The organism is Bacillus sp. FJAT-27001 (assembly GCF_019039175.1).
GTDB lineage: Bacteria > Bacillota > Bacilli > Bacillales > Bacillaceae > Bacillus > Bacillus velezensis.
This window is the reverse complement of record NZ_JAHOAA010000001.1, coordinates 878,948-892,967: the sequence shown is the minus strand read 5'-3', so window position 1 is coordinate 892,967 and position 14,020 is coordinate 878,948. Positions and strand designations below refer to the sequence as shown.

The 14,020-nt window shown below is 45.0% G+C and carries 16 protein-coding genes; 10 read left to right on the top strand and 6 right to left on the bottom strand.

Going from position 1 to position 14,020, the window contains the following annotated elements:
• Window positions 1-6: 6 nt before the first annotated feature.
• From BGM27_RS03725 to spx, 5 genes are all read left to right on the top strand, one after another.
• Complete coding sequence (locus BGM27_RS03725; RefSeq protein ID WP_003155039.1) at window positions 7-1,083, top strand: ABC transporter ATP-binding protein; 1,077 nt, start codon at window positions 7-9, stop codon at window positions 1,081-1,083.
• A complete protein-coding gene (oppF, locus tag BGM27_RS03720; RefSeq protein ID WP_007409112.1) occupies window positions 1,076-1,993 on the top strand; it encodes an oligopeptide ABC transporter ATP-binding protein OppF in 918 nt (305 codons plus the stop codon). Before BGM27_RS03725 ends, oppF begins: the two co-directional genes overlap by 8 nt.
• 106 nt (window positions 1,994-2,099) lie before the next feature.
• Entirely contained in the window at window positions 2,100-3,287 is a 1,188-nt protein-coding gene (locus BGM27_RS03715; protein WP_007409111.1) for a putative glycoside hydrolase, read from the top strand.
• Between the two features lie 117 nt (window positions 3,288-3,404).
• Window positions 3,405-3,983, top strand: coding sequence for a GNAT family N-acetyltransferase (locus BGM27_RS03710; protein WP_007409110.1), 579 nt, complete (start codon window positions 3,405-3,407; stop codon window positions 3,981-3,983).
• A 178-nt stretch (window positions 3,984-4,161) separates the two neighbouring features.
• On the top strand, window positions 4,162-4,557 hold the full coding sequence (gene spx / locus BGM27_RS03705; protein WP_003155034.1) for a transcriptional regulator Spx: 396 nt from the start codon (window positions 4,162-4,164) through the stop codon (window positions 4,555-4,557).
• A gap of 57 nt (window positions 4,558-4,614) precedes the next feature.
• Here spx and BGM27_RS03700 read toward each other — a convergent pair whose 3' ends face one another.
• Window positions 4,615-5,271, bottom strand: a complete 657-nt coding sequence (locus BGM27_RS03700; RefSeq protein WP_007409109.1) for a TerC family protein — start codon at window positions 5,269-5,271, stop codon at window positions 4,615-4,617.
• 275 nt (window positions 5,272-5,546) lie between these two features.
• On the opposite strand from BGM27_RS03700, the gene mecA reads away from it, so the two are divergent.
• The 3 genes from mecA (at window position 5,547) to pepF (ending at window position 9,571) form a co-directional block, all read left to right on the top strand.
• Window positions 5,547-6,203 (top strand): adaptor protein MecA, encoded by a 657-nt coding sequence (gene mecA / locus BGM27_RS03690; protein ID WP_003155032.1) that lies wholly within the window; start codon window positions 5,547-5,549, stop codon window positions 6,201-6,203.
• A gap of 150 nt (window positions 6,204-6,353) precedes the next feature.
• Window positions 6,354-7,514 carry a competence protein CoiA family protein gene (locus tag BGM27_RS03685; RefSeq protein WP_007409108.1) on the top strand — a complete coding sequence of 387 codons (1,161 nt, stop codon included), beginning with the start codon at window positions 6,354-6,356 and terminating at the stop codon, window positions 7,512-7,514.
• A gap of 227 nt (window positions 7,515-7,741) precedes the next feature.
• Entirely contained in the window at window positions 7,742-9,571 is a 1,830-nt protein-coding gene (gene pepF / locus BGM27_RS03680; RefSeq protein ID WP_007409107.1) for an oligoendopeptidase F, read from the top strand.
• Between the two features lie 37 nt (window positions 9,572-9,608).
• Here pepF and BGM27_RS03675 read toward each other — a convergent pair whose 3' ends face one another.
• The 5 genes from BGM27_RS03675 to BGM27_RS03655 form a co-directional block, all read right to left on the bottom strand.
• The gene (locus BGM27_RS03675; RefSeq protein ID WP_003155026.1) at window positions 9,609-9,776 is read right to left on the bottom strand and encodes a hypothetical protein; all 168 of its coding nucleotides are present in this window, start codon (window positions 9,774-9,776) and stop codon (window positions 9,609-9,611) included.
• Window positions 9,777-10,061: 285 nt separating this feature from the next.
• The gene (spxH, locus tag BGM27_RS03670; protein WP_007409106.1) at window positions 10,062-10,964 is read right to left on the bottom strand and encodes a protease adaptor protein SpxH; all 903 of its coding nucleotides are present in this window, start codon (window positions 10,962-10,964) and stop codon (window positions 10,062-10,064) included.
• Window positions 10,961-11,359, bottom strand: a complete 399-nt coding sequence (locus BGM27_RS03665) for a globin domain-containing protein (protein ID WP_003155023.1) — start codon at window positions 11,357-11,359, stop codon at window positions 10,961-10,963. Before BGM27_RS03665 ends, spxH begins: the two co-directional genes overlap by 4 nt.
• Window positions 11,360-11,587: 228 nt before the next feature.
• Entirely contained in the window at window positions 11,588-12,274 is a 687-nt protein-coding gene (locus BGM27_RS03660; protein WP_007409105.1) for a lytic transglycosylase domain-containing protein, read from the bottom strand.
• Window positions 12,275-12,278: 4 nt separating this feature from the next.
• On the bottom strand, window positions 12,279-12,851 hold the full coding sequence (locus BGM27_RS03655) for a CYTH domain-containing protein (protein ID WP_007409104.1): 573 nt from the start codon (window positions 12,849-12,851) through the stop codon (window positions 12,279-12,281).
• Between the two features lie 124 nt (window positions 12,852-12,975).
• On the opposite strand from BGM27_RS03655, the gene BGM27_RS03650 reads away from it, so the two are divergent.
• Together BGM27_RS03650 and yjbM are read left to right on the top strand one after the other, a co-directional pair.
• Window positions 12,976-13,341, top strand: a complete 366-nt coding sequence (locus BGM27_RS03650) for a UPF0738 family protein (RefSeq protein WP_007409103.1) — start codon at window positions 12,976-12,978, stop codon at window positions 13,339-13,341.
• A gap of 27 nt (window positions 13,342-13,368) precedes the next feature.
• On the top strand, window positions 13,369-14,004 hold the full coding sequence (gene yjbM, locus BGM27_RS03645; RefSeq protein ID WP_003155019.1) for a GTP diphosphokinase: 636 nt from the start codon (window positions 13,369-13,371) through the stop codon (window positions 14,002-14,004).
• Window positions 14,005-14,020: the final 16 nt, after the last annotated feature.

Here is a 14,020-nt window from a genome sequence, read left to right as displayed (position 1 = left end):
ATATGAGTGACACGTTTGCTAGAAGTAAAAGACTTAGCCATTTCATTTAAAACATACGGCGGAGAGGTACAGGCAATCCGCGGCGTGAATTTCCATTTGAATAAAGGAGAGACGCTGGCGATCGTGGGGGAGTCGGGTTCCGGAAAAAGTGTGACCTCCCAAGCGATTATGAAGCTGATCCCGATGCCGCCGGGCTACTTTAAAAGAGGACAGATTCTTTTTGACGGACGCGATATCGTGCCGATGTCTGAAAAAGAAATGCAGGCCATCAGAGGAAAGGATATCGGAATGATTTTCCAAGATCCGATGACCTCTCTGAACCCGACGATGAGAGTCGGCAAACAAATTACGGAAGTGCTTTTCAAACATGAAAAAATCTCAAGTGAAGCGGCGAAAAAGCGCGCCATAGAGCTGCTTGATCTCGTCGGAATTCCGATGCCCGAAAAACGGATCGGCCAATTCCCCCATGAATTTTCAGGCGGGATGAGACAGCGTGTCGTCATCGCGATGGCGCTTGCGGCAAATCCGAAACTGTTAATTGCCGATGAACCGACAACAGCTCTTGATGTGACGATTCAGGCACAGATCCTTGAGCTGATGAAAGATCTGCAAAAGAAAATTGATACGTCTATCATTTTTATCACGCATGATCTCGGCGTTGTCGCCAATGTCGCCGACCGGGTCGCTGTCATGTACGCGGGTCAGGTCGTCGAATCGGGCACGGTGGATGAAATCTTTTATGATCCGCGCCATCCGTATACGTGGGGACTGCTTGCCTCAATGCCTAGCCTGGACAGCACCGATCAGGAAAAACTGACGGCCATCCCGGGCACGCCGCCTGATCTGACGAATCCTCCGAAAGGGGATGCATTTGCGCTCCGCAGCTCATATGCGATGAAAATTGACTTTGAACAGGAACCGCCGATGTATAAAGTGTCTGATACGCATTTCGTGAAATCGTGGCTTCTGCATCCTGATGCGCCTAAGGTCGAGCCCCCTGAAGCGGTGAAGGCTAAAATCCGTCAGCTTCCGAATACGTATCAGCATCCTGTTTTAATGAAGGAAGGTGAAAAAAATGACTGAGAAACTTCTCGAAATCAAACACTTAAAACAGCATTTTTTCACGCAGAAAGGAACGGTAAAAGCCGTAGATGATTTGTCATTTGATATTTATAAAGGCGAAACGCTCGGCCTTGTCGGAGAATCGGGCTGCGGTAAATCAACGACGGGCCGCAGTATTATCCGGCTGTATGAGGCAACCGACGGGGAAGTTCTCTTTAACGGGGAAAATGTCCACGGGAAAAAATCCCGCAAGAAGCTGCTGGAGTTTAACCGGAAAATGCAGATGATTTTCCAGGATCCGTACGCATCTTTAAATCCGAGAATGACAGTCGCCGACATTATTGCCGAGGGAATAGATATTCACCGCCTGGCAAAAACGAAAAAAGAGCGGATGCAGCGGGTTCACGAACTGCTGGAAACGGTCGGTTTAAATAAAGAGCACGCCAACCGCTACCCGCATGAATTTTCGGGCGGACAGAGACAGCGTATCGGAATCGCCAGAGCGCTGGCGGTTGATCCGGAGTTTATCATCGCGGACGAACCGATTTCGGCGCTTGACGTCTCCATTCAGGCGCAAGTCGTCAATTTAATGAAAGAATTGCAGAAAGAAAAAGGGCTCACTTACCTGTTTATCGCCCATGATTTATCAATGGTCAAATACATCAGCGACCGCATCGGCGTCATGTATTTCGGAAAATTGGTGGAGCTTGCGCCGGCGGATGAGCTTTACGAAAACCCGCTTCACCCATACACGAAATCATTGCTGTCCGCTATCCCGCTCCCTGATCCAGACTATGAAAGAAATCGCACGCGAAAGAAATACGATCCGGCAGTTCATCAGCTGCAAGACGGAGAAAAAATGGAATTCAGAGAAGTGAAACCGGGACATTTTGTCATGTGCACAGAAGCTGAATTTAAAACCTATCTATAAACGTATCATCCTCCAAGACTCAGTCTTGGAGGATTTTTTTGCGCACATTCAAGTTTATTAAGCCTGCTCCCGTTTTTCTATAATGGAAAAAAAGGGGGAGATCAGTATGAAAACCATTTTGTGCGCCATTTGTGCGGGACTGTTTATCAGTGCAGGTGCTTATCCGGCCCACGCCGCTGCGAAAGAGGAGCAGCCGCTTGTAAAAATAGCGCTGGCCGAAAAAGAACTGCCGAAATCAAATGCACGGTTCGCTTATCCGTCAGGGCTGCATTTTACACATCCTGATAAGGTGCGGGGCATTTACGTCACAGGGCATTCAGCGGGAGGAAGCAAATTCGGGGAGCTGACAGACTTTGTGGACAAAACGGAGCTCAATACAATGGTGATTGATGTCAAGGATGACAACGGAAACCTCACCTTTAAGCCGGACGGCCATTCTGAGTATGCCAAAATCGCCAAGCCGTACATCAAAGACCCAAAAAAGATGATGAAAAAGCTGGAGGAAAAAAAGATCTATCCGATCGCGCGTATTGTCGTATTTAAAGACAGCGAACTCGCGAACAAAAAGCCGGAGTGGTCTTTTAAAGAAAAAAACGGAAGTGTCTGGAAAAACGGCCGCGGCGAATCGTTCGTCAATCCGTTTATGAAAGAAGTATGGGATTACAATGTAAAGATTGCAAAACAAGCCGTAAAGATGGGTTTTCAAGAAATTCAGTTTGATTATGTCCGTTTTCCTGAAGGATTTGAAAAACGTGATGACGAACTGACATACGGACACGGCGATTACGGAAAAACAGCAGACAGCAATGTGCAAAAACGCGTTCACGCCGTCACTGATTTTGTCGGTTATGCGAAGAAAAAACTCAAGCCGTACGGCGCGGATGTGTCGGTTGATATTTTCGGCTATTCAGCCACGCTGCCGGAAGCGCCTGGGATCGGCCAGAATTTCAGCAAAATTTCAGAACAGGTCGATGTCATTTCATCCATGATTTACCCGAGCCATTGGACAAGCTATTTCGGCATTGATAAACCGGATCTTGACCCTTACAAAGTCGTCAAAGAATACGCAAAGGTGGAAAATAAAAAACTGTCTAAGCTGAAACACCCGCCTGTATCGCGTCCGTGGCTTCAGGACTTCACGGCATCATATCTCGGCAGCGGAAATTATCAAAAGTACGGAAAACGCCAGGTGGAAGACCAGGTTAAAGCGCTGCATGATGAAGGAATTGACGAATTTTTATTGTGGGATGCGGCAAACCGCTATACCAAAAACGTCGATTACACACCATTTTAAAAAAATTGAAACCATGTTAAAGGATCACACGTCTTAATAGATGTAAGATTGTTTAAACAATCGGAAATGGGGTATATCTAAAAGTGTGAAGACAACGAACCCATAAGGAGCAAATGAATGAACTGGTACGAAAAGCTGAGTGAATATTTTCCGATTGAAGAAATGAAATCAAAAGCGCATATGGAAGCTCTGTTAAAGGAGCAAAGCGATGTTTATCATAAAGAAGAGGGGCAGTACCACGTGCTGATGTATGCGGAATTTGACTCTTTCATCTTTATTGATTACCTGTTTGTGTCAAAGAAATCCAGAGGACAAGGCCTCGGAAGCAAGCTGATCGGCAGGCTGAAAAAGAAAAACAAGCCGATTCTGCTTGAGGTGGAGCCTGTTGACGAGGATGACACGGATACACAGAAACGCTTGCGTTTTTACCAAAGAGAGCATTTCAAGCACGCGCAGTCAATCGGGTATCGGCGCCGGTCATTGGCTACGAATGAAGTGAACAAAATGGAGATTCTGTACTGGTCACCTAAGACGGAATCAGAAGAAGAAATGTTTGAAGCAATGAAACAGACATATGAAAACATTCACACTTATAAAGATGAAAAATGGTACGGAGAATCATACGAAAAAACGGATGAAGTTCTCAAAGTCATTGATGAGAAAAAACGAAAAAACATTTTCGATCAGCTGAGCTAATTGAGAATGGGGAAACATCCGCCAGCCGTAAATTTGCCGGATTGACACATTTTTTTCTCAGGAGACTGTTCACACTTACTTTTTTATAGTATAATACCTATAAAGATTCCTTTTTTAAAGTCATTTCAATTTGAGAATACAAACATGTTCATCCTACTAATTAGAGGAGTGAAGATTAATGGTTACATTATACACATCACCTAGCTGTACGTCATGCAGAAAAGCAAGAGCTTGGCTTGAAGAGCACGAGATTCCGTTTGTAGAAAGAAACATTTTCTCCGAGCCGTTATCAATTGATGAGATCAAGCAGATTCTGCGTATGACTGAAGACGGTACGGATGAAATTATCTCTACCCGTTCTAAAGTATTCCAGAAACTGAACGTAAATGTTGAATCTATGCCGCTTCAAGACTTATATACTTTGATCAATGAGCATCCGGGACTGCTCCGCCGTCCGATTATCATTGATGAAAAACGTCTGCAAGTCGGCTATAACGAAGATGAAATCAGACGATTCCTGCCAAGAAAAGTGCGTTCTTTCCAATTAAGAGAAGCACAGCGTCTTGCCAACTGATATAAGCTTACGATAAGCATGGAAAAAGCCCAAAACCATCGCGGTTTGGGCTTTTTGTTATTTTTCAGTCTGTTGGTAAATCATACTGGCGAGGATAACAAATACGACGGTCAAAATCGGCAGCGTCATTTGTATAATGCCGTGTTCTGCCATGAAAAATGACAGCTTGCTGTCTCCGGCAATCATTTCACCGCCGGTAAATGCGAGAAGACCGCTTCCGGCGTACATCAATAAAGGCATTTTGTCCATGGCGGCATGAACGAGCTTGCTGCCCCAAATGATAATCGGCACCGAGATGAAGAGACCGATCACTACAAGTGTCAGCTCACCGTGAGAAGCGCCGGCTACTGCGATAACATTGTCAAGCGACATAAAGATATCAGCCATAACGATTGTGCGGATGGCTTTCCAAAGAGAAGAACTGCTTTTCACATGCTGCGCATCTTTCTTCTCAATCAGAAGCTGATAGCCGAGATACAATAAAAATACCCCGCCTGCGCATTGCAAAAAAGGAACATTCAATAAATAGACCGCAGCGCTCGTCAGAACGATTCTCAAGACGACTGCGATAAACGTTCCGAAGATGATCGCTTGCTGTCTTTGTTTATGGGCCAGATTCCGGCTGGCCATCGCGATGACGACGGCATTGTCACCGCCGAGAATGAGGTCAATTCCGATAATGAGCAGAAGGGACAGCAGGTAATCGTGCGGCATGGTAACACCTCGCTTATAGATCGATTGCTTGTACAGCTAATATATGAAGCAGTGCGCTATTTATGATGGGAACCGGGAGAAAGCCTGTTTTTCGGTGTGAAAATGCTTTTTTATTTCTTTTATAACTGTTTTATCATAAAATAGAAATATAAAGAATTTGCGCTGTCTTCTATAAGGTTAAGATGTGGACGGAATGGGTAAAGTGTAGTAAAGTACTATTCATCGGGAGCTTAGATGTCCCTTCAACATCTTATAAAGAAGGGAAGGTTGGCAAAATGGAAATAGAAAGAATTAATGAGCATACTGTAAAATTTTATATGTCTTATGGTGATATTGAAGATCGCGGTTTTGACAGAGAAGAAATCTGGTACAATCGCGAGCGCAGTGAAGAACTGTTCTGGGAAGTCATGGATGAAGTGCATGATGAAGAGGAATTCGCTGTCGAGGGTCCTCTTTGGATTCAGGTTCAGGCATTGGACAAAGGACTGGAAATAATCGTAACAAAAGCCCAGCTTTCCAAGGACGGACAAAAACTCGAACTGCCGATCCCGGAAGATAAAAAACAAGAGCCGGCAGATGAAAATCTCGATGCTTTACTTGATGATTTCCAGAAAGAAGAGCAGGCCGAGAGCCGGGAAGATAAGGAGCAAAAGCTTCAGTTCACTTTGCGGTTCGATGATTTTGAGGATCTCATCTCGCTATCAAAATTGAATCTTAACGGAATCAAAACGACCCTGTATTCGTTTGAAGACCGATATTATTTATATGCAGATTTTTATGAGCAAACTGATGAAGAGGTTGAAAATCAGCTAAGCATCCTGTTGGAGTACGCGCACGAATCATCAGTCAGCATTCACCGTCTTGAAGAATACGGCAAATTGGTGATCGCTGATCATGCGTTATATACAATAAAAAAACACTTTGCATCATAACAAACCGATTTCTCTCAGCAGAAATCGGTTTTTTTTGTTCTGAATGACAGGATGAACGGATGAAAACCGTATAACGGCTCTCATCCGCAAACAGGATTATATCTTCTCCCTGCTGAATACAACAAGATTCAGGAAAGGAGAAGATGCAACATGTTCAGTGCTGTGACTGCCGACGGACGGCTCATTCAGCTGGCCGGAAGCTATTCAAAGGAAAAAGCGGCGGAGCTGAGAAAGAAACGCTGGTTCTGCCCCGTTTGCGAAAGTGAACTTGATATCAAACTGGGACGGGAGAAACTGCCGCACTTCGCTCATAAAAAAAGCAGGCTGTGTCCGGGGGAATCCGAACCTGAAAGCGAATACCATCTGGAAGGAAAAAGACAGCTTTTTCTCTGGCTAAAGACACAAGGGTGCAGCGTCAGCCTGGAACCGTATCTGACTTCCGCTGGACAGCGGCCTGACTTGACCGCGGAAAGCGGAGAAGAGAAGCTGGCTTTTGAATTTCAATGTGCGAACCTTTCGGCGGACTCTTTAAAGAGCCGGACGGCAGGCCTGAAAAACGCCGGGTACCGGCCGGTCTGGATCATCGGGGCAAAACGGTTAAAACGGATGGCCGCGCAATTTTTCCGGCTTTCTGCTTTTCACTGGCAGTTCTTTGAAGTCCATTCATTTTCCTCCTTACTGTTTTACTGCCCCGACGCCCGCTCCTTTTACAGGCTGCATTCCATCACTCCGTTTTACACCGGCTATTCTTATGCCGGCTTAATTACAATCCCTCTTCACAAAGCAAACCTGAAAGACATTTGTCATCCGGAAGGGAGGCACAGCGTCAGACTTCCCTCGTGGGGACGTGCCGTAGCCGGCTTCCGAAACAAAAGCGGCCGGTTTTTATCTGAAGATGCCGGTCTTATCCGGCGTCTTTTTTACGAAAGACATCAGGTTGCATTTCCATTTCTCCCATCTGAAGTGTTTATTCCCGTTTCAGCGGGCTTTGTGTTTGCCAGTCCCGTTTTTGTGTGGCAGAGCCATTTATACTTGCGGCTTGCGGAACTTTCTAAAAAAGGCACGCCGATCCGATTATCCGGCATGGTTCATGATTTGCGGCAAAAAATCAGGCGTAAGGAGATTCGGATGCGGTATGGTTCACAAGATAGCCTTATCAGAATGGCGGTAAAACAATATGCTGATTTCTTATGCTTGCAGGATTTTTTAAGGGAAATTGAGAATGAAGTATATATGCCCTCATCTCAACGGAAGCTCCCTCAAACGGCAGAAGAGCTGCGCCGGCGGGATCTGCTCTTTTTTGGGGAATGAGAATGCTTCATTTCGTTCACCCTAACGTCAAGGTGGTGGCGAATGTGAGGGGCGTACAAGCAGTTTGTTTTCGTTTTTTCACTGTATTATTGGTATGCTCGGTCTTATATGCCGCATATGATTTGACAAAAGGCAGTGAAAAGCCGGAAGATAATCACAACACAAGTTTTTGGAGAAACAATCGTTTTTTCAATTGGCTTGAAGTAAAGAAAACGAGGGGGATCACCATGACTGAGGAAAATAAAGCAGCACAGCTGCCTGACAGAAGTGAAGTAAAGGCAGAGCATACATGGAGACTAGAGGATATTTTTCCTAGTGATGAGGCCTGGAATAAAGAATTTCAAGCAGTTAAAGAATTAATCCCGAATTTATCTTCTTTTAAAGGCACGCTTGCTCATTCGGCTGATAATTTATACGCGGCGCTTACGGCACAGGATGAAGTGACGAACCGTCTTGGGAAACTTTATGCATACGCGCATATGCGCTCAGACCAGGATACGGGAAATTCTTTCTACCAAGGGCTGAACGACAAAGCCGCAAGCCTGTATTCCCAGGCTGCCAGCGCGACTGCTTACATTGAACCGGAAATTCTGGCGATTCAGGAGGACAAGCTGCACCAGTTTATTCTGGAAAAAGAGGAGCTTAAACTTTACTCCCATGCAATTGAAGAAATTACAAAACAGCGTCCGCACGTGCTGAGCGAACAAGAAGAGGCCCTGCTTGCGGAAGCCTCAGAAGCGCTGTCGTCGCCTTCCAATACATTCAGTGTTTTAAATAACGCCGATATTACGTTTCCGTCAATTAAAGATGAAAACGGCAAGGAAACTCAAATCACACACGGCAACTTTATTAATTTCCTGGAAAGCAGCAATCGTGAAGTCCGCAAAAACGCATTTGAAGCCGTATATAAAACATACGGACAGTATAAAAACACGATGGCGACTACACTCAGCGGCACTGTGAAAAAAGATAATTTTTACGCCCGTGTGAAAAAATATAAATCAGCACGGGAAGCGGCTTTATCCAATAACAGCATCCCTGAAGAAGTTTACGATAACCTTATTAAAACGATCAATAAACATCTTCCGTTATTACACCGTTACATTGACCTGCGGAAAAAGGTTCTCGGCCTTGATGAAGTCCATATTTATGACCTTTACACACCGCTCGTAAAAGATTCGGGAATGAAGGTCACATATGAGGAAGCGAAAGATTATATGCTCAAAGGACTTGCTCCGCTGGGCGAGGAATACGCGTCTATTTTAAAAGAAGGACTTGAAAACCGCTGGGTCGATATATACGAAAATAAAGGAAAACGCAGCGGTGCTTATTCGTCCGGTACATACGGCACGAATCCGTACATCTTGATGAACTGGCATGACAATGTCAATAATCTGTTTACGCTCGTTCACGAGTTCGGCCATTCCGTGCACAGTTACTATACGAGAAAATATCAGCCGTATCCGTACGGTAACTACAGCATTTTTGTCGCTGAAGTTGCTTCAACGACTAATGAAGCGCTGCTCGGTGAATATATGCTGAACAGCTTAAAGGATGAAAAACAGCGTCTGTACCTGCTCAACCATATGCTTGAAGGATTCAGAGGCACAGTGTTCAGACAGACGATGTTCGCTGAATTTGAGCATCTGATTCATACGAAAGCACAGGAAGGCGAGCCGCTAACGCCTGAACTGCTGAACGAACTTTATTATGATCTGAATAAAAAGTATTTCGGTGACAACATGGTGATTGATAAAGAAATCAGTCTGGAATGGTCAAGAATTCCGCATTTCTATTACAATTATTATGTGTATCAATATGCGACAGGCTACAGTGCGGCCCAAGCGCTGAGCAGCCAGATCTTAAAAGAAGGCAAGCCTGCGGTGGAGCGCTATACCGAATTCTTAAAAGCGGGAAGCTCGGAATATCCGATCGACATACTGAAAAAAGCGGGAGTCGATATGACATCGCCTGAACCGATCGAGGCGGCCTGCAAAATGTTTGAAGAGAAACTGAACGAGATGGAAGAGCTTCTTTCGAAAGTGAACCCTTCGTAGTTCAAAAAAGCCTGTGCATAAGATGCGCAGGCTTTTTTTAAAACCCTTTAAACGTTTTTCTGTGATTCAGCCGATACAGGGCAAATAATATGGACAGAAACAGCAGGGGAGATGTAATGTAAATCGGCAGCATGTGCATCATGGCCAGCAGGTTTAAAAAGAAGAAAAACACAATCATTCCGATGATCAATACGGTGCGGAGCATTGATTTCCCTCCTTGTTTATGATTGATATATTCTATGAAAACAAGCAGTCAGTTATGTTTTGTGACAAAAATATGAACATTAATCTTATGGCTTGTCAAAACTCGACAAGATTTGATATGATAAGGATGTGAAATTGATCACAAACAAACATTACCCCTTTGTTTGACCGTGAAAAATTTCTCCCATCCCCTTTGTTGTCGTTAAGACATATGAAACCGCGCTTATCCCGGCGCGGTTTCTTTATTTGCACAAAAAAAGCCGGCTCCGTAAGGAATCAGCTTTTTTTAATGATCACAACAGGTGACATCCTCCTGGGTGCCGGCCAGAGATTTCCAAAACAGACCGTGCTTTGCTTCCACTCTGGCGACCTTTTTGGCGAATGCCAGTTTTTTCATTTCTTTTTCAACTTCTTCTAGACTCAAATCATAAACGAGTGCGATTTCTTTCGATGCGACAAACCGGAAATATTCAATGAAACATTCCAAAGGCGGCGTTTCAGAAGGCTTCGGTTCATCCCCGAGCATTTCGAATAAGATCTCTTCGTATACGTCATAAGAATAGTTGCCGGGAACCTTCAGCCCTTCATCATCATGCAGGCTGTTAAAGAACGTCAATGTCGGGTTGACGGTGACGTCCATTTCCGCCGCGATTTTCATATCGCACTGAAGCGCTTTTACCGCGCTTTGCGAATGGAGGTCGCGCTTGAATTCTTCAACATCCAATTTCGTCTTTTCGGCAATCTCTAAAAGAACGTCTTCATCCGTAATATTCTGCTTGGAAACAAACAGGCTTTCCTGCATGCTGCGGAGAAACAGAATGCCCGCTTTTCTTCCCTGCAGTTCGGCCGCTTTTAAAGCAAGTGCGGCAAGGTAGGGCGATGAAAGAGGCTGATCCTGCTCAAGCCAAAGGCTTCCGTCACAGGGCATCCCGGAACGGTTCGCAATTTTTTCCCAAGCTTCGGCAAGAAGGTGTTTTTTCCGCTTTTGCTTATTCAGCGATGTAATACTCGCGGAAACAATGATCCGCAGCGTAAAAAAACGTCCGTATTTGATTTTTAATTTTTTTATGACGGGCTCCAGCGACCAGCATTCAGGACATAAAGGGTCGACAAACATGTAAATTTCGAGCGGTTTTTTTGGATGTCCGTGGCAATGGGCGAAGTATTGCTCATGCTGATAATTCGTCAATATGATCGATCCTCCGCTTCTGACTGGTTTACCATATGCCTGGCCGTCAGTTCCAGACGCCCGTACAGAAATTCACGAATATCGCCCTCCAGCCCGACCTGATCCATCGCTTTGCTCATACAGCTTAGCCACGCATCAGCCCTCTCGTCCGTAATCGGAAAGGGGAGATGCCTTGCCCTGAGCATGGGATGTCCGTGCTCTTCAGTATAAAGAGGAGGTCCGCCCAAATACTGGGTTAAAAATTGCTTTTGTTTTCTGGCCGTTTCAGTCAAATCACTTGGAAATATCGGCTTCAGCAAGGGATGAGACGAGACACGCTCATAAAAAGTATCAACAAGTTGCGATAGAAGTTCCTCTCCAATCGCTTCATATGGTGCGTTAAACGATTGTCCCATGTTGACTACTCCTTTATATGGCTAATAGGAATCATAATTCCCATTGCGAATTTATCTTTCAGTTTTACTATCTTCAGTTACTGTATATTTTAGCAATAACATTTTATTTCTACAAACAAAGTGCCTTTCTGTCAGGCGCTTGTATTTCATATCATATCACATCGCCTTCATTCATGTGTAAGATTTCACTCCGCAAAAAAACCAGAGGGCGAAGGAAGCCTCTCTGGTTTACGCGTAATACTGTTTGGTTATGTTTTTGACATATTGCTGTGTTTCCTTAAACGGCGGAATGCCCCCGTACCGATCTACGTTGCCGGGGCCTGCGTTGTAGGCGGCTAACGCCAGAGATACATTTCCGTCGTATTTCGTGAGCATCTGCTTTAAGTACTTTGTGCCGCCCTCAGCGTTCTGGACGGGATCAAGCGGGTTTGACACCCCGAGTGATTCTGCCGTGGAAGGCATGAGCTGCATCAATCCCATTGCCCCCGCACCGCTGACCGCTTTCGGATTAAAGCCTGATTCCTGTTTAATAACCGCGCGGATCAGCTTTTCGTCCACTCCGTATTTTTCGGCCGCTTTCTGAATGGCGCTGTCTATTGAAAAGTTTCCGGTGCTGATATCAGAAGCCGCATCCGGAGACTTTATGCCCGGGGAAGCGGTCTGTGAAGCAGCCGCGGAGCCGGATGAAACGGGAATTCTCGGTGAATATGAAGCGTGAGCGGTCCGCACACCGTTTAAAATTCCTGATTCCGGCTGCTGCCGGACGGCTGTGTCCGTATACTGGCTGAGAAGCGCGCTGAAATTTGCAAGCGGGCTTTCTGAAGATTGTCCGCCTGAAGCCGTGCTTGTATGAGAGATTGATTGCAGCGCCATTGATTGCAGCTGGAGAAGGGCCGCCCAATTCGTGATATTCACTGTGTCATTCCACCTTTTTTTGTTTCTGTTCATAAAAACGCTGGATTTTATTTTTCGTGATCCGCTCTGGGATGCCGAATTGCTTGAGCAATTGTTCAAACGCCCGTTTTCCTTCATCCCAGTCAGCAGCTTCGAATTCCAATTCAAAGTCTTCTTTCTCTAAATATCGGCTGTGATCTAAAATGATTAAGCCTTTTTCTGATTCTTTTTCCGCGCGTGCGGTCGACAGCGTTCCGAAATAGCAAATGTGTTCTGAGTTGATTCCGAGACCTTCCAGCTGACGTTTGACGGGGCCATCCGGAATCTTGAAGACGTCAAGATCAAATGCCGCAAGCTCTTGGTGGGTTTCCAGCAGACCGACCGCGGCAGGCTCTTTTAACGTCAGAACGAACGCGCCGTCTTTTTCTCGGATGCGGAGTGCAGATTTTTTTTGTTTCAGGGAAAAATCTTTCGTGTCGAAATAATGATTGACCTGCTGTTTAAAATCATGTTCTTTCATGCAGAGTGCTTCACTCAGCTTCAGAAATTCTGATTTTGTCAGCAGGTTTTTGAATTCAATTTCTATTTCTTGGGTCATGACAGTCTTCCTTTCAGGACGAAAAATTGTATAATTCCCATTATCTCTTTAGAGGTTACGTTTATCAATATCGACCTTGATATGATAAAATAAATGCTGTACTTTGTTAAAAAAGGAGAACATTATGCAAAAGAGAATTGAAATCCAAAATGCATCATTAACAGAAGACGCGCTCCGCTTAAAGTGCGGAGAAGACTTAAACGGAGCGGAACGCAAAGCCTCAGGTCAAATGCTTGTTGATTCCGATCACTTTGCTTTTGTATACATACTTGAATCAGCTGACTCTTTTGAATATGTCATTATAAAAGAACATATCTGGCCGGATCTGAAAGAAGCCTTAGACCAAAGAAAACCGGCGGTCCTTGAGGCCGGCGGAAAAACGGTTGAACTTTCAGGGCTGCATGAAGAACTCGATTATCTTCTTGAAAATATTAAAGATAATGCAAACTACGGAGATATGGAAGAAAAAGTGAAAAACGTATTTCTTTAGAACAGGTTCGGAATTGGGGGATGTACGATGGATGACAAACAATGGGAGCAATTTCTAGCGCCATACCGCCAGGCTGTTGAAGAATTAAAGGTGAAGCTGAAAGGCGTCAGAACCCTTTATGAGTATGAAGATGACCACTCACCGATTGAGTTTGTGACAGGCCGCGTGAAGCCGGTGGCGAGCATACTTGAAAAAGCGAGACGAAAAAGCATACCGCTTCATCAGATTGAAACGATGCAGGATATCGCGGGGCTGCGTATCATGTGCCAATTTGTCGATGATATCCAGATCGTCAAAAATATGCTGTTTGCCAGAAAAGATTTTACCGTTGTCGATAAGCGGGATTACATAGCAGAGCATAAGGAAAGCGGATATCGGTCTTACCACCTTGTCGTTTTATATCCTTTACAAACAACGTCCGGTGAAAAGCACGTTCTTGTGGAAATACAGATTCGGACGCTTGCCATGAACTTTTGGGCAACCATTGAGCATTCACTGAATTACAAATACAGCGGGAACATTCCCGAAAAAGTAAAGCTGAGGCTGCAGCGGGCCTCAGAAGCCGCATCCCGGCTCGATGAAGAAATGTCAGAAATCCGCGGAGAAATCCAGGAAGCCCAAGCCGCGTTCTCGCGAAAGAAAAAAGCGGGAGACCGCCAGTAGGAAAGGAGGGGAATGG

What these genes read in the sequence shown, in the direction of transcription:
- BGM27_RS03665 (WP_003155023.1), bottom strand. Translation starts at nt 11,359, where the DNA reads ATGGGACAATCGTTTAACGCACCATATGAAGCGATTGGAGAGGAACTT.
- BGM27_RS03715 (WP_007409111.1), top strand. Translation starts at nt 2,100, where the DNA reads ATGAAAACCATTTTGTGCGCCATTTGTGCGGGACTGTTTATCAGTGCA.
- BGM27_RS03710 (WP_007409110.1), top strand. Translation starts at nt 3,405, where the DNA reads ATGAACTGGTACGAAAAGCTGAGTGAATATTTTCCGATTGAAGAAATG.
- BGM27_RS03655 (WP_007409104.1), bottom strand. Translation starts at nt 12,851, where the DNA reads ATGACCCAAGAAATAGAAATTGAATTCAAAAACCTGCTGACAAAATCA.
- mecA (WP_003155032.1), top strand. Translation starts at nt 5,547, where the DNA reads ATGGAAATAGAAAGAATTAATGAGCATACTGTAAAATTTTATATGTCT.
- yjbM (WP_003155019.1), top strand. Translation starts at nt 13,369, where the DNA reads ATGGATGACAAACAATGGGAGCAATTTCTAGCGCCATACCGCCAGGCT.
- oppF (WP_007409112.1), top strand. Translation starts at nt 1,076, where the DNA reads ATGACTGAGAAACTTCTCGAAATCAAACACTTAAAACAGCATTTTTTC.
- BGM27_RS03675 (WP_003155026.1), bottom strand. Translation starts at nt 9,776, where the DNA reads ATGCTCCGCACCGTATTGATCATCGGAATGATTGTGTTTTTCTTCTTT.
- spx (WP_003155034.1), top strand. Translation starts at nt 4,162, where the DNA reads ATGGTTACATTATACACATCACCTAGCTGTACGTCATGCAGAAAAGCA.
- BGM27_RS03650 (WP_007409103.1), top strand. Translation starts at nt 12,976, where the DNA reads ATGCAAAAGAGAATTGAAATCCAAAATGCATCATTAACAGAAGACGCG.
- BGM27_RS03700 (WP_007409109.1), bottom strand. Translation starts at nt 5,271, where the DNA reads ATGCCGCACGATTACCTGCTGTCCCTTCTGCTCATTATCGGAATTGAC.
- pepF (WP_007409107.1), top strand. Translation starts at nt 7,742, where the DNA reads ATGACTGAGGAAAATAAAGCAGCACAGCTGCCTGACAGAAGTGAAGTA.
- BGM27_RS03685 (WP_007409108.1), top strand. Translation starts at nt 6,354, where the DNA reads ATGTTCAGTGCTGTGACTGCCGACGGACGGCTCATTCAGCTGGCCGGA.